Raw genomic sequence first — 24,077 nt, 5'->3', positions numbered from 1 at the left:
CAAACATCATGGGGGCTCTACAGCTGGACTGTAGTGCTCTCGTGATTGTTTCTGCGTTGTTTAGACGAAATTCACCTAAAACCGCTCTGCAAAATAAGAAAACGACATTTAACTTAAAGTAAAAGCTTAGGTTAGTGTCTTAGATCACTGTTTTTGTGATTTTTTACCGGGCGCTAGCGTGTAATAAAACACCTCGAAATCCCCGTCGTTTAACGCCCAAACCCCTGAAATAGCAGGCTTTTTTGCTGTTTCCAGCTTGACTTAGGCTTTCCTGCGCACCTATAGTGTCGGGAAGTGGAGAGAAGTGGGTAATTCTGGTGAATTGTGGAATTCACCAGAATAAAGGGGTTCATAAATAGTGTTCCGTGGTGTGCAACACATCAATATGGATGCAAAGGGTCGCCTCGCGATACCTGCGCGTCAGCGTGAGCCCCTGCTTGAGCAGTGCGGCGGCGACATTGTTGTGACTATTGATACCCAGACCTCCTGTTTGTGCATTTACCCGCTCCCTGCCTGGGAGCGTATTGAGCGGGACCTCCAGAAGTTACCTTCTCTAAATCCCGCCGTAAAACGATTTCAGCGCCTGATGATGGGCTATGCAACGGATATTCAACTGGATAGCAATGGGCGTATGTTGTTGCCGCCCTCGCTCCGTGAATATGCGCAGCTGGATAAAAAGCTCGTGCTCGTTGGTCAGGGCAACAAAATGGAAGTCTGGAGCGAAGAGCTCTGGATTGTGGAGCGTGACAAGGCGCTGGAAGACGTCGGGGTGGATGAACCATGGCCCGACGAGCTGATGAATCTGCCCCTCTAGATGGCAGCCCCCCATGAAACGGTATTGTTGCACGAAGCGGTGGACTCGCTGGTAAGCAGCCCCGCCGGCCTTTATGTCGACGGTACCTTCGGGCGCGGGGGGCATAGTCGCGAAATCCTTAATCGACTCGATGAAAGCGGCCGGCTCTTTGCCTGCGATAAAGATGAAGAGGCAGAGCGAGACGCCCGCAAGCTCGAAGCTGAGGATTCTCGCTTCAGTTTTGCTCGAGGGTCTTTTGCCGACTTACCGGTGCACCTGAGCGAGCGAGGTCTGGGAGCCGTCGATGGGATTCTGTTGGACCTTGGAGTATCAAGTCCTCAATTAGATCAGGCAGAGCGCGGTTTTAGCTTTCAGCAAGACGGTCCTCTGGATATGCGCATGGATCGGGGTCGTGGTGAGTCGGCCGCTGATTGGATTGCGGTCGCATCAGAGCAAGAGATTATCGATGTACTCCGTCAATATGGAGAGGAGCGGTTTGCCAAGCGTATAGCTGGAGCCATCGTTAAAGCGCGCAGCGAAACGCCGCTGACCCGCACCGCGCAGTTGGCAGCCATAGTGCGTGAGGCACATCCGCGCTGGGAAAAACACAAGCATCCTGCGACGCGCTCTTTTCAGGCTATCCGCATTCGCGTGAATCGGGAACTCGATGATCTTGCGGATTTACTGTCTCTGGCGCTGTCGGTACTCGCCGTGGGTGGGCGCCTGGTGGTCATCAGTTTTCATTCCCTTGAGGATCGCCTGGTGAAGCGCCATCTTCGGGATATGAGTCGCGGGCCTCAGCTGCCGCGAAATCTGCCGGTCAGAGATGCGGAGTCCGGTGCGCAGATGCGGCTTTTGGGTAAGGCTGTTCGTGCCAGTGAGGCTGAGGTGGACGAAAATCCTCGCTCTCGCAGCGCCATCATGCGCTGTGCGGAGAAGCTCGCATGATGGGGGCGGCAATGAAGCCTCTGTGGGTGGTTGCGGTGTTGCTTCTCGTGTTGGGGAGCGCGTTTTCGATTATTGGTAGCACGCACGCCAGCCGTAGCTTTTACGCCCAGCTTCAGGATCTGGAGGCCCGGCGCTGGTATCTGGAGGAAGAGTACAGTCGTCTACTCCTCGAGCAGAGTACCCTGGCATCGCACTACAGAATCGAGAGCGAAGCGGGAGCGACGTTGGGTCTGCTTGCCCCAAGCCACGATCAGACCCGCTTGGTGGCGAAATGAGTAAGGCTGCCAAAATCAAAGTGCAGCAGTGGCGCGCCTACGTCGTGATTGCGCTGTTGGTGATCATGTTTCTCGCATTGGTAGGACGCGTCTTGTCCCTGCAGGTGTTGGATACGGGTCGGGGCGTAGAGTTCTTAAAGCGCCAGGGTGATATGCGCATGCTGCGCACGGCCGAACTCCCGGCCTATCGTGGACTGATCACGGATCGTAGGGGTGAGCCTCTCGCGGTCAGTACCCCCGTCATATCTTTGTGGGCTAACCCTAAAGTACTCAAAAACAGTGAGCGTCTCGCAGAGCTCGCCTCGGCGCTTGATATGAGCGGCGCGGACCTTGAGGATCGCCTGGCGCGCTACGCAGGACGGCAGTTTATGTATCTCCGTCGTCATATGATTCCCGATGCCGCGCGGGAAATCCTTGCACTCAATATCAGCGGCGTGCGCGCCGAGCGGGAATATCGTCGTTTCTACCCTGCGGGAGAGGTTGCTGCGCAGCTGGTGGGTATGACCAATGTCGATGGCGCCGGCGTGGCGGGTCTTGAGTTGGCTTATGACGAATGGCTCAAGGGGCACCCGGGGAAGAAGCGTTACATCAAGGACCTGCATGGCGATGCGGTACGTGATATCGGTGTCATAGAGCCAGTCCGCTCCGGGCGAAACTTAAAGCTATCTATTGATCTACGCTTGCAGTACTTACTGCATCGCGAGCTCAGTCGTGCTGTAAAGGTGACGGGTGCCGAGGCCGGCGTGATCGTTACTATCGATAGTCGTACTGGGGAAGTGCTGGCCAGCGCGAGTTACCCGGATTTCAATCCGAATAACCGCAGCACCGTTACCATGAGTCAGACACGCAATCGTGCGCTCACGGATGTCTTTGAGCCGGGCTCGACAATGAAACCGCTGACTTTGGTGGCAGCACTGGAGTCCGGCAGTTACGACACCACGACGCTGATTGATACAAGCCCCGGCCGTATCCGAGTGGGCCGAAAGGTTCTTCCTGATCCGCGCAACTATGGCGAGATAACCCTGTCTCGGGTCGTGGAAAAGTCCAGTCAGGTAGGTATTACCAAGATCGCTTTGGACATTGGGCATGAGCCGATCTGGGACGTGTTTCAGCGTTTTGGTCTGGGTCAGTCGACGGCGACGGGCTTCCCGGGAGAAAGTTCCGGACTACTCCCGCAGCGGCCACGCTGGCGCCCCATCGAGCAGGTCACTCTGGCGTTTGGCTATGGCCTGACGGCAACACCGCTGCAGATTGCCCGAGCCTACGCGGTCTTTGCCAATGGAGGGATGCTGCCGGAGCTTTCGCTGTTACATCGCGAGGCAGTCGATGTGCGCAGTGAGCGCGTTGTTGACGCCAGGATTGCGGCTGACGTTCGCGCTGTCTTGCATGAAGTGACGGGCTCGGAAGGTACTGCCCGCAAGGCGCGGGTCCCGGGTTATGAGGTGGGCGGTAAAACCGGCACGGTACATAAAGTAGGCGCCAGCGGTTATCTCGATGATCAGTATGTCGCGCTGTTTGTGGGCATGGCGCCCATCGAAGATCCTCGCTTTGTATCCGTGGTCGTTTTAGATCGTCCCAAGGGCGATAACTACGGCGGCGGTTCTGCTGCCGCGCCGGTGTTTGCTCGTGTAGCGGCGGAGACTCTGCGTCTACTCGGGGTCCCACCAACACTGGACCCACCCACGGAAATGCTCGCTGGCACGGTAGCCGCAGGAGGGGATGCATGACGCCAGCTATTGCTGAGCCTCGTCGCGAACTGCCTGTGTTGCTTGAGGGTATGGCTGCAGATGTCCCTGAGATTTCTGTCGGTGAGTTGCGTTTGGATAGCCGTCAGCTGGAGCGGGGTGATCTTTTCATTGCCCTGCGTGGTGTTGCGCAGGATGGTCGCGAGTACCTTGAACAGGCGGCGGCCTCGGGTGCGGTTGCCGCGCTGGTAGAAGATGCGCTCTTGGAGAGTGCGACACCGCTGCCCGCCATCGTTGTTCCTCGCCTCCGGTACAGGCTTTGTGAGATTGCCGGGCGTTACTACCGGGATCCCAGTCGCACGATGCATGTGACTGCGGTAACCGGGACAAATGGCAAGACCACGGTCAGTCAGCTTTTTGCGCAGCTGCTGCGCAGTGCAGGTTACGAGTGTGGCGTTATCGGGACGTTGGGGTCTTCGCTGGACGGAGACGTACATGAGGCGCTGCACACAACTCCGGATTCCATTTCTCTGCAGCAGATTCTCGCCGGCTGGGCAGGGCAGGCTGTGCCTTTTGTGAGTATGGAAGTGTCTTCTCACGCCCTTGATCAGGGTCGTTTGAATACGCTGGACGTTGACTCTGCGATCTTCACAAACCTAAGCAGAGATCATCTCGACTATCACGGAGACATGCAGTCTTATGGCGAGTCGAAGGCAAAACTGTTTGCTTTTGATTCCCTGCGCAGCGCAATTCTGAATGGGGATGATCCTTACACCGATACCCTTGTCCAGCAGATTTCATCGGATGTGTCGGTGCTGCGCTATGGCATGGTGGACGCTGCAGCTGATGTGCGTCTTAGGAATCTACGGCTCAGCAGTGATGGGCTTCAGATGCGCTTGGAAAGCCCTTGGGGGAACGCCTCTCTGCGTTGCCCGCTTTTGGGCAGGTTCAATGCCATGAACCTGCTGGCCGCATTGACCGCAGCTCTGCAGGCCGGAGTACCCTTTAATGCGGTAATCACAGCAGTAGAGAGCTTGCAGTCCATAGCGGGACGCATGGAGCCGCTGCGTAGTGCCGGCGGACCGTTAGTGGTCGTAGATTACGCACACACTCCCGATGCTTTGGCGCAGGTGCTTACTGCACTTCGAGAGCAGTGTCCCGGAAGTCTTATTGCAGTCTTCGGTTGTGGGGGAGACCGGGACAAGGGAAAGCGGCCTTTGATGGCGGAGGCGGTGTCTGCCGCTGCCGATCGCGCCGTGATTACCAGTGATAATCCACGTGGCGAAGATCCTCTGGCCATTATTGCTGACATTGAAGCAGCGATGACCGGCGACTACACCCTGTGTGAGGACCGTGCTGAGGCTATTCGCAGCGCCATAGATTCTGCGGGGCCAGACGACTGCGTACTGATCGCCGGTAAGGGCCATGAGGATTACCAGATTGTTGGAGATGAGCGTTTTAGCTTCAGTGATACCGCAGTGGCTCAAGAAGTGTTGGCGAGGTGGGCCGCATGATGTCCGCGCTGACACTCTCTGTCATCGCCGAGCGTCTGGGCGTGGCCTACGCGGGGTCAGCGCTTCAGCTTACCGGTGTTGCCATAGACTCCCGTCAGGTCGGTCCGGGTGATCTCTTTGTCGCTCTGCCAGGAGAGCGCGTTGATGGACATGACTTTATCGACGCTGCGGTTGCTCAGGGTGCAACGGCTGCACTGGTGGAGCGCCCTGTAGAGGCGAGCATTCCCTGCCTGTTGGTATCGAGCTGTCTTGAGGCACTCTCAGAGATCGGCCGTGCGAGTCGTGACTTTTCGACAAGCGTGGTTATCGCCATTACCGGCAGTTGTGGAAAGACCACAGTCAAAAATTTGTGCCGCAGTATTTTTAGCCAGGCGGGAACGACAGTCGCCACGGCGGGGAATTACAACAACGAAATCGGCGTGCCTTTGACGCTTGCCCGACTCGATGATGCTACGCGGTACGCGATCGTGGAAATGGGTGCGACGCGGCGTGGTGATATCGCCCATCTTTGCGCCCTGGCGCGCCCATCAATCACTACGGTGCTTAACGCAATGGAGGCCCATCTCGAGGGCTTTGGCACCGTAGCCGATGTGGCGGACATTAAAGCCGAGATTTACGACGGTCTCGGCACTAGCGGGACCGCGATCCTGAATCTTGATCAGCCCTGGACGTCTCTGTGGCGCCAGCGCATCGCGGATTCCGGTGCCGCCACCATCAGCTACTCCCTTGCTGGTGTTGCTGATATCACAGCGTCCGACCTGCACGATCGTGGTCTTGAGGGCAGTACATTCAGTTTAGAGATCAAGGACGAAAGCCGATCAGTAAATCTGGCTTTGCCCGGCCGTCACAGTGTGGCGAATGCGCTGGCCGCAGCGGCGCTGGCGACGGCGTCGGGTCTGAGTCCGGATCAAATAGTGGCGGGACTTGAGAGTGCGGCGGCCGAACCGGGCCGTTTGGATGCTCAGCGGCTTAGTGATGGCACGGTGCTTATCGATGACAGTTACAACGCCAATCCCGGGTCCGTGCGTGCGGCCATCGATCTGTTAGCCAGCACCGAAGGCAATAGCCTCCTTATACTGGGCGAAATGCTGGAGCTGGGCGACGAGAGTGCGCAGCGGCATGCGGAAATGGGTGCATTGGCGAAGGAGCGAGGAGTAGTTCGCTTTGTTGGCATTGGTGAGGCACTCAAGCCGGCTACCGAAGCCTTTGGTTCTTCAGCGCTGTGGTATCCGTCGCGGGACGCGCTGACGCCCGATCTTCGCGAGCTGCTCGAGAAGAGCGATACGCTGCTGGTGAAGGGATCTCGGGGCGCGGCCATGGAGTCGGTGCTGTCTGAGCTTCGTCAGCTTGCCAGGGAGCATAGCCCATGCTGATGATTCTGGCTGACTACCTGGCGCAGTTCGAATCCGGCTTTCGGGTGTTTCAGTATCTCACTTTGCGCGGCATTTTGGCTGCCGGCACAGCACTGCTGATTTCTCTCTTGGTGGGACCGGTGATGATTCGCCGTCTCAATTACCATCAGGTAGGGCAGGCTGTGCGTGACGACGGCCCGCAATCGCATCTGGAAAAGTCAGGCACACCCACCATGGGTGGCGCATTGATTCTTATCGCCATCGCGGTAAGCACACTGCTCTGGGCCGACCTCTCCAATGCCTACGTCTGGGTGGCGTTGCTAGTGACTGCGGCCTTTGGCGCCGTGGGATGGGTAGACGACTACCGAAAGGTCGTGGAGCGGAATCCTCGGGGATTACCCGCGCGGTGGAAGTACCTTTGGCAGTCCGTAGCGGGCTTATCCGCAGCACTGTTCTTGTACCTGACCTCCGATAGCCCTGTGACGACGCAACTGTACCTGCCGTTCTTTAAAGACGTTGCCATCGGCATGGGCGTGTTTTTCGTGGTGCTGGCCTACTTCGTCATCGTCGGTGCGAGCAATGCAGTCAACCTTACGGACGGGCTTGATGGTCTGGCTATTCTGCCTACGGTCCTTGTGGGTACCGCCCTGGGTCTCATTGCCTACCTCACGGGGAACGTCAATTTCGCAGACTATCTGCAGATACCCTATATAGCGGGCAGCGGAGAGCTGTCGGTGTTTTGCGGCAGCATTGCGGGTGCGGGATTAGGCTTTCTATGGTTCAACACCTATCCCGCACAGGTCTTTATGGGCGATGTGGGAGCGCTCGCTCTGGGAGCCGCCTTGGGTACCGTGGCGGTGATTACTCGCCATGAAATCGTGTTTTTCATCATGGGCGGTATTTTCGTGTTGGAGACGGTCTCCGTCATCCTGCAGGTAGCGTCCTTTAAGTTGACGGGTCGTCGCTTGTTCAGAATGGCGCCGATCCATCATCACTACGAATTGAAAGGCTGGCCGGAGCCTCGCGTGATTGTCCGATTCTGGATTATCACGGTGATGCTGGTGTTGTTTGGCCTCGCTACCTTGAAGCTGCGGTGATGGGAGGACTGGCCAGAGATATGTCATCCCTCATTAGCAGTACGCGACGCAAAGTTGTGGTGGGCCTTGGTGTGACCGGTTTGTCGGTTGCCCGGCATCTGGCGCGCAGGGGCGAAGAATTCACCGTCGTGGATACGCGAGATCACCCTCCCGGACTTGAGGAATTGCGTGACGAGATGCCCGACGTTCCGGTCATGCTGGGCGATGGCGCTCAGGATGTGCTGGATACCGCTGCAGAATTGATCGTCAGCCCGGGTATTTCACCAGAAGAACCCTGGCTTCAGCGTGCGGTGAGCGCTGGAGCACATCTTTGCGGGGATATCGATCTGTTTGTGGCCGCAGCGAAAGCGCCGGTTATTGGTATTACGGGTTCTAACGCGAAATCTACTGTGACCGAAATGCTAGGCGCCATGGTTGAGGCGGCCGGCCACCAGGTGGGCATTGGTGGCAATCTGGGTATTCCAGCGCTGGATTTGCTGAATGATGAAAACGAGTTCTATGTATTGGAACTGTCGAGCTTCCAGCTGGAGCGTGCCGGGGCTCTTAACCTCGAGGTAGCCACCGTACTGAATGTGACGCCGGATCACCTCGATCGCCACGGCAGCATGCCGCGTTATCACCAGGCCAAACATCGCATTTTCAATGGTTGTCGCAAGGTGGTTTTTAACAGCGATGACCCTCTCACAATTCCTCCTTTAGCTGCGGGGCGGCAGCACATTGGATGGCGCCTGGGAGAACCTGATCTTCAGGGCTTTGGTCTTCGGATGATTGACGGTGAGGAGACCATCGTTGAGGGCTTCGAGCCGCTGATGAAAGCAGCAGAGGTTGCTTTACCCGGAAGGCATAACCTGGCTAACGCGCTAGCGGCACTCGCTCTGGGCGCGGCGATAGACTTACCTCGACTAGCGATGCTTACGGTGCTCAAGCGCTTTGCTGGTCTCGAGCATCGCTGTGAATTGGTGACAGAGAAAGACGGCGTGCGCTGGATCAACGATTCAAAGGCCACCAATGTAGGCGCTGCGCTCGCTGCAATCAAAGGCTTGGGTGCGTCTCACCGTTTGATTCTCATTGCGGGTGGGCGGGATAAAGACGCCGATTTTCGCGCTTTAAAGCCAGCAGTTGCTGCCTTCTGCGACAAGGTGCTGCTCATCGGCGAAGCATCGCAGGCGATAGCTACTGCGCTGGGGGATGCCTCCGAGATCATTGCACTGGATAACCTGGAGTCTGCAGTAGCCGTTGCAAGCGAGTCTGCGAAACCGGGCGACCTGGTCTTGCTGTCCCCCGCCTGCGCGAGCTTTGATCAATTCGATAGTTATGTTCATCGGGGCGAGCAGTTCAAAAAATGTGTACGCGCGGAGGTCTCGCTATGAGTACCGCGCGAACGGCACCAAGCATAGAGGCGGGCCGACTCCCGGACTTGATGCTACTGGCGATTGCGGTAGCTCTCCTCCTCATCGGCCTCATTGCTATTAGCTCAGCTTCTGTAGGTTACGCCGAGGCAACCTACGGAAATATGTGGCATCACAGCATGCGCCACCTGGTGTATCTGGCCCTTGCGCTGATCAGCGGCTTTATTTGCTATCAAGTGCCGATTGAATTCTGGTACCGCAGTGGTTGGCTATTGCTGTTGCTTTCGAGCCTGCTCCTGATTCTCGTGTTGATACCCGGCGTGGGCCGTAACGTGAATGGCAGTCAGCGATGGCTGGCGCTGGGGCCGCTCACGCTTCAGCCCTCGGAGCTCGCCAAAGCGGCAATGATTGTTTATCTCTCTGGCTATCTGCTTCGCCAGGGTAAGGCACTGCAGGAAAGCTGGCAGGGCATCGTGCGGCCTCTCATGATTTTGGGCTTGGTCGCGGTGCTGTTGCTGGCGGAGCCGGATTTTGGCGCCGTGGTCATTATGTTTGCTACGGCCTTTGGGATGCTGTTTCTTGCCGGGATGCGCTTAATGCACCTGGGCTTGATCATCGTCACTACAGGCGTTTTGGGTGCACTGCTGATACAGGCGGCGCCCTATCGTCTCCAGCGCCTCATTGCTTACACCGACCCCTGGGCGGATCCCTTTGGCTCTGGCTTTCAGCTTATTCAGTCGCTCATCGCCTTCGGTCGCGGCGAGTGGTTTGGCGTGGGGCTTGGCAATAGCGTTCAAAAACTCTTCTACCTCCCCGAAGCGCATACGGACTTTGTGTTCTCTATCTGGGCAGAGGAGACCGGCTTTGTCGGAGCGTTTGTTCTAATCGGTCTGTTTTTGGCGCTGGTGCTGCGTATTTTTCATCTCGGTCGCCAATCGCAAAAAGACGGTGAGTTGTTTGCAGCCTATCTCTGCTATGGGGTGTCGCTGATGTTCTCCGGGCAAGCCTTTGTGAACATGGGCGTCAGCGCAGGTCTGCTCCCGACCAAAGGACTGACGCTGCCGTTGATTAGCTACGGTGGCACCAGCCTCATTACGGCCTGCGTTCTTTTGAGCATGGTGCTGCGGGTTGCCCATGAGCGACAAAAGCCGGCAAGAGGGCGCAAGCGATGACGGCGCCCATGGCTATGATGCTTGCCGGAGGCACGGGCGGGCACGTTTATCCCGCACTCGCCGTTGCCCTGGATCTTCGTGAGCGTGGATTTAGCTTGGCCTGGATAGGTACGCGTCGTGGACTCGAAGCGCGCGTGGTTCCCGACGCTGACATCACGCTTTACCAGCTGCCCATGCGTGGATTGAGAGGGAAAGGATTCCTTCAGCAGTTGCTCGCTGTAGTGCTGCTCGGGGTATCTCTCCTACAGTCCCTTTGGCTGATGCTGCGTTTGCGTCCTGCACTGGTCGTGGGAATGGGCGGCTATGCCTCGTTTCCCGCCGCCTGCGCTGCATGGCTAACTCGGCGTCCGCTGTTGCTGCAGGAGCAAAACGCCGTGCCCGGTAGCGCCAATCGCGCGCTGGCGCGTTTGGCCGCGGAAATTGTCACCGGTTTCCCAGATGTGCTGGAGCAGTATCCGACGGCACGCTACTTGGGTAACCCCGTGCGCAAGGATTTGTTAACGGTCGCGCAGGAGTTTCCCTGGAAACGTGAAGCTGACAGTCCTTTACGGGTTCTGGTGCTTGGAGGCAGTCTCGGTGCGCGCCCGTTGAACGAGGCAATACCGGGCGTTGCGGCACTGCTGGGTTCGCAGTGTGAGTGGCGTCATCAGTGTGGTCCCGCCCATGCGGATAGCACCCGCGAGGACTTCGCTGCAGTGACGAACACACAGTGGCGGGTAGAGCCCTATCTGGAAGACATGCCAGAAGCCTACGCCTGGGCGCAGCTTGTGATTTGCCGGGCTGGTGCCTTGACGGTCGCTGAGCTCGCAGTGACGGGACGACCATCTATTCTCATTCCGCTTCCCTATGCCATCGATGATCACCAGACCGCGAACGCACGTTTTCTGGCTGATGCTGGCGCGGCGCAGCTGCTGCCCCAAAAAGACTTACCGGGACAGCTGGAAGCTGTATTGCGCGCTTTGCTGGCTGATGCCAATGCTCTGGCGAATATGTCCAGCGCTGCCCTTGGCTGCGCGCGACCGGATGCGACGCAGGCCATTGCCGATCGAGCGGAGGCCTTGAGTCTATGACTGCGCCGGTAATGCCAGGAGCCTCTGAAATGCGCCGTGTGCGCCGCATCCATATGGTGGGTGTCGGTGGCAGCGGTATGAGCGGTATTGCCGAGGTGCTGGTCAATCTGGGCTTCTCTGTCAGCGGATCTGACCTCATGGATGGAGGTGTCACACGGCGTCTCGCCGACATGGGTGTAAAGGTCACCATCGGCCACCAGGCCGATGCGGTAAGTGATGCTGATGTCGTTGTTATTTCCAGTGCCGTGAAAGCGGATAATGACGAGTTGATTGCTGCTAGAGATCGACGCATACCCGTTGTCCCCCGCGCCGAAATGCTTGCGGAGCTCATGCGTCATCGCTACGGCATCGCCGTGGCGGGCACCCACGGCAAAACAACGACCACCAGTCTCATTGCCGCGGTGTTCGCCGAGGCTGCTCTCGATCCGACCTTTGTCATTGGCGGGCGTGTAAACAGCACGGGTACTCACGCGCAGTTAGGCGCTGGCCGATTCCTCATCGCCGAGGCTGATGAAAGCGATGCTTCGTTTTTGCACCTGCAACCCATGGTGACGGTCGTCACGAACATCGAAGCGGATCACATGGAAACCTACGGGGGCGACTTCGCGCAGCTGCGACGCACTTTCATTGAGTTTCTGCACAACCTTCCGTTTTACGGTCTCGCTGTACTGTGTGTTGATGACCCGGTGCTCGCTGATCTGGTGGACGATCTCGGGCGTCCGCTTCTGGGCTATGGCTTTAGCGAGCTGGCCGATTATCGGATTACTAATCTTGAGCCCACGGGATTGTCTACACGATTTACGGTGGAGCGCCCCGATGCGCATCCTGCTCTTCCTATCGCCCTGAATATGCCGGGTGTTCACAACGTGCTCAATGCCACCGCGGCAGTGGCAGTGGCTACGGATCAGGGGATTGACGACGACGTTATTCAGAAAACTCTCGCGAATTTTGGTGGTGTGGGTCGGCGCTTCAGTGTCTTCGACAAGATTACCCTCGGGGAGCACGAAGTTACCCTCGTGGACGATTACGGGCATCACCCCACCGAGGTCGCCGCAACTCTGGCGTCGGCGCGTCAGGCCTGGCCAGAGCGACGGGTTGTGATGGTTTATCAGCCCCATCGCTTCACACGTACCCGGGATCTTTACGACGACTTTGTGAGCGTGCTGTCCGATACCGATTTTCTGGTTTTGCTGGAGGTTTACCCGGCGGGCGAGGAAGCAATCGCCGGTGCTGACAGTCGCTCTCTGGCGCGTTCTATTCGCCAGCGTGGGCAGTTGGATCCACTGTATGCCGCGAATGCCCTCGAAGTTCCAGCGCTCCTCGCTGATGTGCTTGAGCCTGGCGACGTGCTTGTAACGCAGGGCGCCGGCGACATCGCGCGATTAGCAAGCCAGCTACGTGAAGCGGAGGTGGTTTCGTGAGCGCTGTGACTCAGCTTAGAGAGCTGAAGATTGCCGTGCTTTTTGGAGGCAATTCCGGCGAGCGCGAGGTCTCTTTGGCAAGTGCGACTACGGTGCTGACAACTCTGCGCGACGGAGGTTACACGCCTTTGGCCTTGGATACGGGCGAGGCGTCCTGGTGGGAAGCGCTCACTGAGGTGGATATTGCGTTCAATATTCAGCACGGCGTCGGGGGCGAGGACGGCGTGACGCAGGGATTACTTCAATCTCTGGGAGTAGTGGGAACTGGCAGCAATGTTCTGGGTTCGGCTTTGGCCATGGATAAGCTGCGCAGCAAGCAGCTTTGGCGTGCTTTGGGCCTACCTACAGCTGATTTCGCTCTCGTTGATGCAGACACAGACGTTGCAGGCTTGTTGGCGAGCTGGGGTACCGCGTTTATCAAACCCTGCGCCGAAGGATCGAGCCTGGGTATGGCTCGGGTTAACACCCCGGAGAGTTTCTCCGCGGCGTACGAGGCGGCGGCTGCGTATGGCACGGGGGTTTTGGCAGAGCAATTTATCGATGGCCCCGAGTACACGGTGGCTATTCTTGGCGATCGTGCGCTGCCGCCCATCCGCATTGAGGCGACGCGGGAGTTTTATGATTACGAGGCCAAATACAAGGGCAATAGCACGCGCTACATCGTCCCCTGCGGCCTTAACAGTGCAGAAGAAGAGCATGTTTGCGCACTTGCGAATGCCGCCTTCAAGGCTCTGGGTTGCTCTGTCTGGGGGCGCGTCGATCTCATGCGCGCAGGCACGGGTGAATTCCAGCTACTTGAGGTGAACACGGTCCCCGGTATGACCGATCACAGTCTGGTGCCCATGGCGGCCACCGCTGCGGGTATGTCGCTGCTGGAGCTTCTTGAGGAGATTTTGTTGATGTCCTGGCAAGCAGGCGGCGGAATCACAGGGGAGGCTGGCTGATGGCTGCAGCACGTCGCAATTCTCGTCGTCGTTCTACCCCGACCCTGGGTGAGCGTTTCAAGTTGATCCTTCAGAGCATTCAGCGAGGCCTTGGGGCCGCGGTTGCCGCAGGCGCCATGCTCGCCCTCGCGGGCGTGGTCTACCTTGGCGTGTCAGCACTGCGCAGTCTCCCGGTAGAGCGCATTGTCGTTACCGGGAAGTTGGAGAACCTGCGGCAGGAGGCTTTACGCGAAGCATTATCCGACGACTTGGAGCAGGGGCTCTTGTTTCTCAGCCTTGGCGATTTGCAGGCAAGGCTTGAAGATTTGCCCTGGGTCTATACGGCCCAGTTACGTCGCCGTTTTCCAGACACCCTGGAGGTTAGCGTGGTCGAGCAGTTGCCCATCGCGCGCTGGGGTGATGAGGCTTTCTTGAACCATGAAGCCCGAGTTATCGAAGTCGCAGATGGGGAGCGTTGGCAGGAGCTGCCTCAGATCCGTGGCCCCGTGGGCAGCGAGGCCCGTTTGATGAACCACTATCAACGCCTCCTTGAGCGCTTACGTCCCCTTGCGCTTACGCCGATTGCACTGAGCGAAGACGATTACGGTCAACTGCGTGTAGGCCTGGATAACGGTCTTGATCTGCAGCTGGGCGATCGTGACTTTTCTATACGGCTGCAGCGTTTTTTAAAGCTTTGGAAGAGTGATCTTCAGGCGACTGACCGAGTCGTACAGCGCGTCGACATGCGCTACGACGGTGGAGCAGCCGTTGCATTTGAACAGACTCCGCAGTTAGCGGGGCTGACCGAAAACACTCAGGGCGGGTAGACAGCGAATGGCAGCGGCAAAAGACAGACGAATGATTGTCGGACTGGATATCGGAACCTCCAAAGTGGTTGCGATCGTGGGCGAAGTGACCGCCGATGGCAGCATCGAAGTTGTTGGTATTGGCTCCCACCCTTCCAAAGGCATGAAGAAAGGCGTGGTGGTGAACATTGAGTCCACGGTGCAGTCCATTCAGCGCGCCGTTGATGAGGCGGAGCTCATGGCCGGGTGTCAGATTCACTCGGTGTATGTGGGTATTGCTGGCTCCCATATACGCAGTCTCAACTCCCACGGGATTGTTGCCATTAAAGAGCAGGAAGTCGTGGGTCAGGATCTGGAGCGTGTCATTGATGCCGCTCGTGCAGTGGCTATTCCTGCGGATCAGAAAGTGTTGCACGTGCTGCCCCAGGAGTACGTGATCGACAACCAGGAGGGTATTAAAGAGCCTCAGGGTATGTCCGGCGTGCGTCTCGAGGCGAAGGTGCATTTGGTTACCTGCGCAGTCAACGCCGCACAAAACATTGAGAAGTGCATTCGTAAATGTGGGCTCGAAGTCGAAGACATCATTCTGGAGCAATTGGCTTCATCGTATTCCGTGCTGACGGATGACGAGCGCGAGCTGGGCGTGTGTCTCGTGGATATCGGTGGTGGTACCACGGATATAGCGATTTTTACCGAGGGCTCTATTCGCCACACGGGCGTGATTCCCATTGCCGGCGATCAGGTCACCAATGACATCGCAATGGCATTGCGGACACCGTCGCAGTACGCCGAAGAGATAAAGATTCGCTATGCCTGCGCGCTCACGCAGCTTGCCGGCGCTGACCAGACTATCAAGGTGCCCAGTGTGGGCGATCGTCCGCCCAGGGATTTATCCAGGCAGTCCCTGGCCGAAGTCGTGGAGCCCCGTTATGACGAGCTCTTTACGCTCATCCAAGCGGAGCTGCGACGTTCCGGGTTTGAGGATTTGATACCGTCGGGAATTGTTCTCACCGGAGGTACTTCCAAGATGGAAGGGGCCGCAGAGCTTGCCGAGGAAATTTTTCACATGCCGGTGCGGGTGGGTTATCCGCAAAGCATCGACGGTCTGGCAGACATTGTTCGCAATCCAATTTACTCCACGGCAGTGGGCTTGCTGCTCTATGGCACTCGCCATGCCGGAGAAGTCCACAGCGGCCGAATTCGCATTTCAGAAGACGCATGGTGGACGCGTCTCACACAGTGGTTTCGCGACAGTTTTTAAGCAGTTTTTTTGGGGAAGAAAGGTCACCGCTAGGTGACGTTAACAAAGGGGAAGGAAGCTATGTTTGAGCTCGTAGACAACGTACCGCAGAGCGCTGTCATCAAAGTGATTGGTGTGGGAGGCGGTGGCGGCAATGCCGTTAAGCACATGATCAGTAACAGTGTAGAAGGCGTGGATTTTATTTGCGCCAATACTGATGCCCAGGCTTTATCGGATGTGGACTCACCGACCGTGCTACAGCTCGGCGGCGAGATCACCAAGGGTCTGGGTGCGGGAGCGAACCCGGAAATTGGGCGCGCTGCTGCCATGGAAGACAGGGAGCGTATCGCTGAGTCCATGCGCGGCGCAGATATGGTCTTTATCACCGCTGGGATGGGCGGTGGAACAGGTACCGGGGGAGCGCCAGTGGTGGCTGAGATTGCCCGGGAAATGGGCATTCTTACCGTTGCTGTGGTCACGCGGCCCTTCACTTTTGAAGGTCGTAAACGCCTCTCGCTGGCTGAGGCAGGTCTTGGGGAACTTCAGCAGCATGTTGACTCTCTAATCACCATTCCGAACGAGAAACTGCTGGAGGTTTTGGGAAAAAATACCAGTCTCTTGGATGCCTTCAAAGAGGCCAATGATGTATTGTTGGGCGCGGTTCAGGGTATTGCTGACCTTATTATTCGCCCCGGCATGATCAATGTCGACTTTGCGGATGTTAGGACGGTGATGTCCGAAATGGGTATGGCCATGATGGGCACAGGTAGCTCTCGCGGCGAGAACCGGGCGCGTGAGGCAGCCGAACGCGCTATCAATAGCCCGCTGCTGGACGACATAGATCTGGAAGGTGCACGCGGGATTCTGGTCAATATTACTGCCGGGCTTGATTTGTCGCTCGGTGAGTTCTCCGAAGTGGGCGATACCATTGAGGAGTTCGCCTCTGAGGAGGCCACCGTTGTAGTCGGGACAGTGATTGATCCCGAGCTAAACGACGAATTGAGGGTTACGGTAGTCGCTACGGGACTTGGCAATACGGCCTCCCGTGCAACGTTGCAGGTAGTGGAAACACCACGAGCCGCGCGAGCTGAAGAGCCGCAAAGCGAGGTTGATCCCCTGTCCGCGCCCGACTATCGGGATTACGAAAAGCCGCCGGCTCGTCGCGCAGTAGCGCGAGGAGGCTCGGCAGCCGCAGCGACCGCTGAAAAGCTTGGCGATGACTATTTTGACATCCCGGCGTTTTTGCGGCGACAGGCCGACTGATCGAAACGACTGTCATCCTGTCTACTGTGTGACAGGCGCTTTTGCGCCTGGCGGCACCCCTGAGCTTAGTGGGGCATTGACAAGGAGGTTGTATGATTCGGCAGCGGACGTTGCGCAACGCCATAAAGGCGACAGGCGTTGGTTTGCATACGGGTGAAAAGGTATACCTGACTTTGGCGCCCGCGCCAGTGGACAGCGGTATCATTTTTCGCCGTGTCGATCTCGACCCCATCGTCGAGATTCATGCAAAGGCCTCAAATGTGGGTGATACCACGCTGTCGACAACGCTGGTACACGACGGACACCGCGTGTCCACGGTTGAGCACCTGCTGTCGGCAATGGCCGGTCTCGGTATTGATAACGCTTATGTCGATGTCAGTGCCAGTGAAGTGCCGATCATGGATGGTAGCGCAGGGCCTTTTGTTTTCCTGATCCAATCTGCGGGGATCGAGGAACAGCCTGCGGCTAAGAAATTCATCCGTATTAAGCGTCCGGTAACGGTAAATGACGGAGACAAGTTAGCCAGCTTTCTTCCCTTTGATGGCTTCAAGGTCTCCTTCACTATCGATTTTGACCACCCGGTGTTTAGGGATCGCACGGCGCATGCCGAGATCGATTTTTCTTCTACCTCTTTCGTGCGCGAGATTAGTCGTGCGCGAACCTTTGGCTTCATGCACGAGATCGAGTATCTGCGCTCCAAGGGCCTCGCTCGAGGTGGTAGCGTAGACAACGCTATTGTTGTCGATGAGTACCGGATCCTGAATCAGGATGGGCTGCGCTACGAGGACGAGTTCGTCAAGCACAAAGTCCTGGATGCGATTGGTGATGTGTACTTGCTCGGTTATAGCCTGATTGGCGAGTTTCGGGCCCACAAGTCAGGTCATGCACTTAATAATGCGTCGCTGCGAGCCTTGATCGCCCAGGCCGATGCCTGGGAAATGGTCACCTTTGATGATCCCGAGACGGCGCCCATCTCCTACGTAACTGCGCCGTCCGCGGCTCCCGCCATATAGATCGCTCCTCGAGCGGCCAATGGATAAAAGAGAGTGTCTGTGAGACACTCTCGCGCCGGTTTTTTTGCTTGAATACCTCTAGATACGACTTGATTTGTGGGCAGTCAGGCCCCATGAATAACCGGTATTTTTTTTATTTCCCCCGGCGCGTCGCTGAGTAAGAGTATGAACGCTGCCAAGGCATCCGCAGGTATCGGCAGCAGCCGTCCCGGGAGACTTGCCGGGATCCACACACTGATGGACTGCTTGGGCTTACAGCTCACAGCAGCGCAATGAATAATTGAATGATTAATTCTGCTCTAAAAAAGGTTTTTGGCACGCGTAATGATCGCGAGCTCAAGCGCATGCGCAAAGTGGTGCGCCAGATCAACGCTCTCGAAGAGGCGATGCAAGCTCTGGATGATGAAGCTTTAGCCGCGAAAACCGGCGAGTTTCGTGAGAGATTGTCTTCCGGTGAGACGCTGGACAAGATTCTTCCGGAGGCGTTTGCGGTGGCTCGAGAAGCGGGCAAGCGTGTTATGGGTATGCGTCACTTTGACGTCCAGCTTGTGGGTGGTATGACTCTCCACGAGGGACGCATTGCCGAGCAGCGAACCGGCGAAGGTAAAACCCTTGTTGCTACTCTTGCTGCCTATCTGAATGCACTGGCCGGCAGTGCGGTACACCTTATTACGGTGAACGATTACCTGGCTGGACGAGACGCCGCATGGATGGCGCCGCTGTACAACTTTTTGGGTCTTAGCGTTGGCGTGGTTCGCTCCGGGCAAACACCGGAAGAGAAGCGTACGGCCTATCAGTCCAACGTTATCTACGGCACGAATAACGAGTTCGGCTTTGACTACCTTCGCGACAATATGGCGTTTTCCCTCGAAGACAAGATGCAGGGAGAGCTCAGCTTTGCCATCGTCGATGAGGTTGATTCGATTCTCATTGATGAGGCGCGGACGCCGCTGATTATTTCTGGCGCCGCGCAGGATAGCTCAGAACTGTATAAGCGAATCAACAAGTTGGTGCCTTCATTGCAGCGCGAAGATGAAGGGCAGGACGGACATTACACCGTTGATGAAAAGCTCCGCCAGGTTGAGCTTACGGAGGCCGGACACGAGTTTGTAGAAGAAATGCTGGTGCGAGAAGGCATGCTTGAAGAGGGCGATAGCCTCTACGCATCGACCAACCTGTCACTCCTTCACCATGTGCATACGGGTCTGCGGGCGCACGTCATGTTTCAGCGCGATGTGGAGTACATCGTACAGGGCGGGCAGGTGGTGCTTATTGACGAGCATACCGGCCGAACGATGCCCGGACGCCGTCTTTCCGAGGGTCTACATCAGGCTATCGAAGCGAAAGAGGGCGTGGACATTCAAAGCGAGAGCCAGACTCTCGCGTCGACAACTTTTCAGAACTACTTCCGCCTTTACAACAAGCTCTCCGGGATGACGGGCACAGCCGATACTGAGGCCTTTGAATTCCGGCAGATCTATGGCCTTGAGGTGGTTGTGATTCCCACCAATAAGGACATGGTTCGTAAGGACATGAACGATCTCGTGTATCTCACGAGCGAAGAAAAATTTGATGCGATCGTTGAAGACGTTAAGCACTGCATGGAGATTGGCGCGCCGGCCCTGGTAGGTACAGCGTCCGTCGAAACGTCGGAAGAGCTGTCTGCCCGCTTTAAGAAGTCCGGCGTAGTGCACAAAGTTCTCAACGCCAAGTACCACGAACAGGAAGCTGAGATCATTGCCCAGGCGGGACGTCCCGGCGTGGTCACAATCGCTACCAACATGGCGGGCCGCGGCACAGATATCGTGTTGGGTGGAAACCTTGAGGCCGAGCTGCGCCAGGCTGGCGACATCAGCGACGAGCAGCGTGCGGCGATTCAGGCTGACTGGGAGGAACGCCACACCGCCGTGCTGGAGGCTGGCGGTCTTCACATTCTGGGTACAGAGCGTCATGAATCCCGTCGCATCGACAATCAGCTGCGAGGGCGGGCAGGGCGACAGGGTGATCCCGGGGTGTCGCGTTTCTATCTCTCGCTGGAAGATAATCTAATGCGCATCTTCGCCTCGGATCGCGTGAAGAACTTCATGCAGGCGCTGGGAATGGAGAAAGGCGAGGCCATCGAGCACCGTATGGTGACTAACGCCATCGAGAAAGCACAGCGTAAGGTAGAGGGCCGCAATTTCGACATCCGTAAACAACTGTTGGAATACGATGATGTCGCGAATGATCAGCGGCAAATCATCTATCAGCAGCGCAATGATCTGCTCACTGAGTCGGATATTTCAGAGACCATTACTGCGATCCGTCACGATGTGGTTAATCAGGCCATTGACAGTTTTATCCCTCCCATGAGTGTTGAAGAGCAGTGGGATGTTCCCGGTCTTGAGCGTCAACTCGAAGCGGAGTTTGCGATTACCTTAGCTGTTCAGCAGTGGCTGGATGAAGACGATAAGTTGCATGAGGAAGCTATTCGCGAGCGTGTACTGAGTGAGATTCAGCAGGCTTATGACGCAAAGGGCGAAAGCGTAGGTCCTGACATGCTGCGCATCGAAAAGCAGATTATGCTGCAGGTGCTGGACACGCTCTGGAAAGAGCATCTGGCAACCATGGATCACCTACGACAGGGTATTCATCTTCGTGCCTATGCGCAGAAGAACCCCAAGCAGGAGTACAAGCGCGAGTCCTTTGAGCTTTTTCAGGAGCTGCTATCCAGCCTCAAGTATGAGGTAGTCAAGTTTCTCAGCCACGTTCAGATTCAGAAGAAGAACGAGGCCGAGCTGATAGAGCAACAGCGTCGCCATGAAGCCGAGCAGGCTAAGCTGGCGTTTCAGCACGCCCAGGCATCGGGGATGGCGCCGGACGCTGGCGGCGGTGAAGCATCAAGTCCCGAGCCTGCGGACCCGCCTCCCGCACAGCCCATCACCCGCAGTGAGCCCAAGGTGGGGCGTAATGATCCCTGCCCTTGTGGTAGTGGCAAAAAGTACAAGCAATGTCATGGTGCGCTCTAGGCACTGCAGCTTCCTGCGATGAAAGTCACCTCCTCTGAGGCGTCGGATGCTGCATCGAGTCCGCTCGCTGTTCCCGGCGTCAGTGTCGGGACGGTGGAGGCCGGTATCCGTTACCCGGGTCGCCGTGACCTGGTTGCGCTGAGTTTCCATGAGGGCACCACGGCGGCCGCTGTTTTCACGCGCAATGCCTTTTGCGCAGCGCCAGTGATCGTTGCTCGGGAGCATCTAAAGCGATGTGATTTCAAACCCCGGCTCCTCCTTATCAATACCGGGAATGCCAACGCAGGCACAGGCGAGCCAGGTATGGACGTGGCACGGCGAAGTTGTGAGGAGGCGGCTGCGCTGCTGGGCCTGAGTGCCAGTGAGGTGCTGCCGTTTTCAACGGGCGTTATCGGTGAAGACCTGCCGGTGGATCGCTTAGTCGCCGCCCTGCCTGAACTGATTGACGCGCGGTCTCCTGATCAGTGGGAAGCTGCGGCTCATGGCATCATGACCACCGATACGCGCCCTAAGGCGGGTTCCCGCAGATTTTCTGCGCAAGGCAAAGACTACGTCCTAACAGGTATTGCCAAAGGCGCCGGCATGTTGCGCCCTGATATGGCGACGATGCTGGCGTTTTTGGCCACTGACGCGCCGATCGCAGCTGATGTTTTGGACAGCTTGCTCCGGCGCGCCGTAGAGGCGTCTTTTCATCGTATTACCGTCGACGGTGACACCTCCACTAATGATGCGGTGGTACTTGCAGCTACTGGTGCAAGTGGCGATTCGCTTTGTGAAAACGCGGATTCTGAGCTAGCGCACATGTTCGCTCAGGCGCTGGAGTCGCTGTGTCTGGAGCTTGCTCAAGGTTTAGTGCGCGATGGTGAGGGGGCCAGTAAGTTTGTCGAGATCTCTGTCAGTGGTGGCGCTGATGAAGCCGAGTGCCTTGATGTTGCGTTTACCATCGCGCACTCTCCGCTGGTCAAAACCGCGCTCTTTGCGGGAGATCCCAACTGGGGTCGCGTGTTGGCTGCCATCGGGCGGGCGGGGCTCGCTGAGCTTGACGTGACTGGCGTACGGATTCTTATCAACGAGTCGATCATTGCAGAGAACGGCGCGCGGGCCGCGGGGTACGTCGAATCCAAAGTAGCCGAGCTAATGAGGAGAGACGAGCTGCGCTTGGGTATTGAGCTGGGTCGTGGCGATGCGCGAGCCGCTGTCTGGACATCGGATTTCTCCTACGACTACGTGCGCATAAATGCCGAGTACCGAAGTTAGCTTCGCGGTATCACCTATGCCTCTTACGCCCGACGGTAACACAGACCCAACATCACCCGTAGTTCACGTAGCCGTTGCGGTGATCTTTGGCGAAGACGGGCAAATACTCCTTACCCAGCGCCACGCGGATAGTCACCAAGGCGGGCTGTGGGAGTTTCCCGGGGGCAAACTGGAGTCGGGAGAAAGCCTTGCCCAGGCACTGAGCCGAGAGCTTCGTGAGGAGTTGGGTATAGAGGTTATGCGTCACCACGCTTTGCTGAGAGTCGAGCATGACTACGGGGATAAGCGGGTGTTACTGGATGTGCACAGCGTGACAGCATTCGAAGGTCAGCCGACACCCTGTGAGAGTCAGCCCATGCGCTGGGTGAGCGTTGCTGAGCTAAAAGACTATGCATTTCCCGTGGCGAATCAGGCTATCGTGAGTGCTCTCTCTGAGGGTCGGCGTTAGCCTGGCTTTTTCTAGCTGCAGAATTTGCGCGCTATGCTACTTAGCGTGCGGCAGCGAGGGACAAGAGCTTTTCATGCAGCAATGCCACTTGTGAATCCAGCGCGTCCAGTGGTCCACTATTATCAATCACTGTATCCGCGGCCGCCAAACGGTCCTTTCGGCACATTTGTGCGGCCATTATGGAGCGTACGAGTTCCTCGCTATTGCTGTCTCGCGTCGTGGTGCGATCTATCTGTACCTCTTCGGGAACATCGACCACTACAACGTGCTGCACAAAGTCCCTCTGCGAGCCTTCGAGGAGCAACGGCGAACTTAAGACCGCGTAGGGGGAACTCGCTGTGGCGAGCTGCCGGGCGATACTTTCTCCGATCAGCGGATGGGTAAGCGCCTCCAGCCAAAGACGTTCATCGGGGTCTGCGAATACGACGCGCCTCAGCGCTGCCCGATCCAATGTTCCGTCGTCTTGCAGTATGTCACTGCCGTAATGCTCGACTATCTTCTTGAGCGCGGGGCTACCCACCGCAACGACTTCTCTGGCGACGACATCCGCATCGACAACATTGATGCCGAGAGTTATTAGTCGTTCGGTTACTGCGCTTTTGCCGCTCCCAATGCCGCCGGTTATGCCGACGCGAAGGGGAGCAGTCATGGATTCCCTACAAAGAGCAATGCTGACAAGGCGCTGCCCCAGAGGAGGCTTATCCATCCGGCCGCAGCCAAATAGGGGCCGAAGGGGAGAGGGTGTGAACGGTCTTTGCCTTGCACCATGATAATGAGGATACCGAGCACCGCGCCCACGGCAGATGAAAGCAAGATGATGATTGGGAGGCTTTGCCAGCCCAGCCAGGCGCCCAGCGCCGCCAGCAGCTTAAAGTCGCCGTAGCCCATGCCTTCTTTACCGGTGGCGAGCTTGAAGAGCCAATAGATGGACCAAAGCAGTAAGTAACCGGCAGCGGCACCAAGAATGGCGTCGACGGGTGATACGGGTCCCATAAATACGTTAAACAGCAGGCCGCCCCAGAGTAGCGGCAGCGTTATGTCATCGGGCAATAACTGTGTATCGATATCGATGACAGCCAGGGTTATGAGCGTCCACGTGAGTAGGAGATAGGGGAGAAGAATGGGTGTTACGCCGACGTGAAAAGCGACCGTTAGGGAAGCGACTGCGCTCGCCGACTCTACCAGTGGGTAACGCCAGCTAATGGCTGTTGAGCAGTTAGAGCAGCGCCCACGGAGTGCCAAAAAACTGACAACGGGGATGTTTTCCCAGGGTTTAATTGCGTGTTGGCAGTGAGGGCAATGAGAGCCCGGGAAGGCCAGGGAAAACTTCTCGCGGGGCGCGTCATCGTCGAGTTCCAGTAACGCACGACAGTCGCTGCGCCATTCCCGTTGCATCATTTCAGGCAGGCGAAGGATAACAACGTTCAGGAAACTGCCCACGAC

Annotated in this window: 21 protein-coding genes; 19 read left to right on the top strand and 2 right to left on the bottom strand. The window is 57.2% G+C overall.

What is annotated here, in order from left to right; all coding sequences use genetic code 11:
* The first annotated feature begins 358 nt into the window (after nucleotides 1–358).
* The 19 genes from mraZ to mutT all read left to right on the top strand — a co-directional run bounded on the left by mraZ (nucleotide 359) and on the right by mutT (nucleotide 22,634).
* The gene (gene mraZ, locus ACTG39_RS01230; RefSeq protein ID WP_439105699.1) at nucleotides 359–814 is read left to right on the top strand and encodes a division/cell wall cluster transcriptional repressor MraZ; all 456 of its coding nucleotides are present in this window, start codon (nucleotides 359–361) and stop codon (nucleotides 812–814) included.
* Nucleotides 815–1,741, top strand: coding sequence for a 16S rRNA (cytosine(1402)-N(4))-methyltransferase RsmH (gene rsmH, locus ACTG39_RS01225; protein ID WP_439105698.1), 927 nt, complete (start codon nucleotides 815–817; stop codon nucleotides 1,739–1,741).
* Nucleotides 1,738–2,016 (top strand): cell division protein FtsL, encoded by a 279-nt coding sequence (gene ftsL / locus ACTG39_RS01220; protein ID WP_439105697.1) that lies wholly within the window; start codon nucleotides 1,738–1,740, stop codon nucleotides 2,014–2,016. Before rsmH ends, ftsL begins: the two co-directional genes overlap by 4 nt.
* Entirely contained in the window at nucleotides 2,013–3,743 is a 1,731-nt protein-coding gene (locus tag ACTG39_RS01215) for a peptidoglycan D,D-transpeptidase FtsI family protein (protein WP_439105696.1), read from the top strand. The genes ftsL and ACTG39_RS01215 overlap by 4 nt, the downstream gene beginning before the upstream one ends.
* On the top strand, nucleotides 3,740–5,215 hold the full coding sequence (locus tag ACTG39_RS01210) for a UDP-N-acetylmuramoyl-L-alanyl-D-glutamate--2,6-diaminopimelate ligase (protein ID WP_439105695.1): 1,476 nt from the start codon (nucleotides 3,740–3,742) through the stop codon (nucleotides 5,213–5,215). Before ACTG39_RS01215 ends, ACTG39_RS01210 begins: the two co-directional genes overlap by 4 nt.
* Nucleotides 5,212–6,588 carry a UDP-N-acetylmuramoyl-tripeptide--D-alanyl-D-alanine ligase gene (locus ACTG39_RS01205; RefSeq protein WP_439105694.1) on the top strand — a complete coding sequence of 459 codons (1,377 nt, stop codon included), beginning with the start codon at nucleotides 5,212–5,214 and terminating at the stop codon, nucleotides 6,586–6,588. The genes ACTG39_RS01210 and ACTG39_RS01205 overlap by 4 nt, the downstream gene beginning before the upstream one ends.
* Nucleotides 6,582–7,664, top strand: coding sequence for a phospho-N-acetylmuramoyl-pentapeptide-transferase (gene mraY, locus ACTG39_RS01200; RefSeq protein WP_439105693.1), 1,083 nt, complete (start codon nucleotides 6,582–6,584; stop codon nucleotides 7,662–7,664). Before ACTG39_RS01205 ends, mraY begins: the two co-directional genes overlap by 7 nt.
* A gap of 20 nt (nucleotides 7,665–7,684) precedes the next feature.
* A complete protein-coding gene (gene murD, locus ACTG39_RS01195; protein WP_439105692.1) occupies nucleotides 7,685–9,034 on the top strand; it encodes a UDP-N-acetylmuramoyl-L-alanine--D-glutamate ligase in 1,350 nt (449 codons plus the stop codon).
* Entirely contained in the window at nucleotides 9,031–10,185 is a 1,155-nt protein-coding gene (gene ftsW, locus ACTG39_RS01190; protein ID WP_439105691.1) for a putative lipid II flippase FtsW, read from the top strand. The genes murD and ftsW overlap by 4 nt, the downstream gene beginning before the upstream one ends.
* The gene (murG, locus tag ACTG39_RS01185) at nucleotides 10,182–11,255 is read left to right on the top strand and encodes an undecaprenyldiphospho-muramoylpentapeptide beta-N-acetylglucosaminyltransferase (protein ID WP_439105690.1); all 1,074 of its coding nucleotides are present in this window, start codon (nucleotides 10,182–10,184) and stop codon (nucleotides 11,253–11,255) included. Before ftsW ends, murG begins: the two co-directional genes overlap by 4 nt.
* 29 nt (nucleotides 11,256–11,284) lie before the next feature.
* A complete protein-coding gene (gene murC, locus ACTG39_RS01180) occupies nucleotides 11,285–12,676 on the top strand; it encodes a UDP-N-acetylmuramate--L-alanine ligase (protein WP_439105689.1) in 1,392 nt (463 codons plus the stop codon).
* Complete coding sequence (locus tag ACTG39_RS01175; RefSeq protein ID WP_439105688.1) at nucleotides 12,673–13,620, top strand: D-alanine--D-alanine ligase; 948 nt, start codon at nucleotides 12,673–12,675, stop codon at nucleotides 13,618–13,620. Before murC ends, ACTG39_RS01175 begins: the two co-directional genes overlap by 4 nt.
* On the top strand, nucleotides 13,620–14,426 hold the full coding sequence (locus tag ACTG39_RS01170; RefSeq protein ID WP_439105687.1) for a cell division protein FtsQ/DivIB: 807 nt from the start codon (nucleotides 13,620–13,622) through the stop codon (nucleotides 14,424–14,426). The genes ACTG39_RS01175 and ACTG39_RS01170 overlap by 1 nt, the downstream gene beginning before the upstream one ends.
* 7 nt (nucleotides 14,427–14,433) lie before the next feature.
* The gene (gene ftsA / locus ACTG39_RS01165) at nucleotides 14,434–15,666 is read left to right on the top strand and encodes a cell division protein FtsA (RefSeq protein ID WP_439105686.1); all 1,233 of its coding nucleotides are present in this window, start codon (nucleotides 14,434–14,436) and stop codon (nucleotides 15,664–15,666) included.
* A 60-nt stretch (nucleotides 15,667–15,726) separates the two neighbouring features.
* On the top strand, nucleotides 15,727–16,908 hold the full coding sequence (gene ftsZ / locus ACTG39_RS01160) for a cell division protein FtsZ (RefSeq protein WP_439105685.1): 1,182 nt from the start codon (nucleotides 15,727–15,729) through the stop codon (nucleotides 16,906–16,908).
* Between the two features lie 92 nt (nucleotides 16,909–17,000).
* Entirely contained in the window at nucleotides 17,001–17,921 is a 921-nt protein-coding gene (gene lpxC / locus ACTG39_RS01155; protein WP_439105684.1) for a UDP-3-O-acyl-N-acetylglucosamine deacetylase, read from the top strand.
* Nucleotides 17,922–18,205: 284 nt separating this feature from the next.
* Complete coding sequence (secA, locus tag ACTG39_RS01150; RefSeq protein ID WP_439105683.1) at nucleotides 18,206–20,929, top strand: preprotein translocase subunit SecA; 2,724 nt, start codon at nucleotides 18,206–18,208, stop codon at nucleotides 20,927–20,929.
* Between the two features lie 18 nt (nucleotides 20,930–20,947).
* Complete coding sequence (argJ, locus tag ACTG39_RS01145) at nucleotides 20,948–22,186, top strand: bifunctional glutamate N-acetyltransferase/amino-acid acetyltransferase ArgJ (RefSeq protein ID WP_439105682.1); 1,239 nt, start codon at nucleotides 20,948–20,950, stop codon at nucleotides 22,184–22,186.
* A complete protein-coding gene (gene mutT / locus ACTG39_RS01140; RefSeq protein WP_439105681.1) occupies nucleotides 22,167–22,634 on the top strand; it encodes an 8-oxo-dGTP diphosphatase MutT in 468 nt (155 codons plus the stop codon). Before argJ ends, mutT begins: the two co-directional genes overlap by 20 nt.
* A 40-nt stretch (nucleotides 22,635–22,674) precedes the next feature.
* On the opposite strand, the gene coaE is transcribed toward mutT, so the two are convergent.
* Together coaE and ACTG39_RS01130 are read right to left on the bottom strand one after the other, a co-directional pair.
* Nucleotides 22,675–23,283, bottom strand: coding sequence for a dephospho-CoA kinase (gene coaE, locus ACTG39_RS01135; RefSeq protein WP_439105680.1), 609 nt, complete (start codon nucleotides 23,281–23,283; stop codon nucleotides 22,675–22,677).
* Nucleotides 23,280–24,077, bottom strand: a 798-nt coding sequence (locus ACTG39_RS01130; RefSeq protein ID WP_439105679.1) for a prepilin peptidase, incomplete at its 5' end; no start/stop codon positions are given. The genes ACTG39_RS01130 and coaE, both read right to left, overlap by 4 nt.

The sequence above is a fragment of the Congregibacter sp. genome (assembly GCF_965662665.1).
Lineage (GTDB): Bacteria > Pseudomonadota > Gammaproteobacteria > Pseudomonadales > Halieaceae > Congregibacter.
This window is presented reverse-complemented; position numbering and strand designations above follow the sequence as displayed.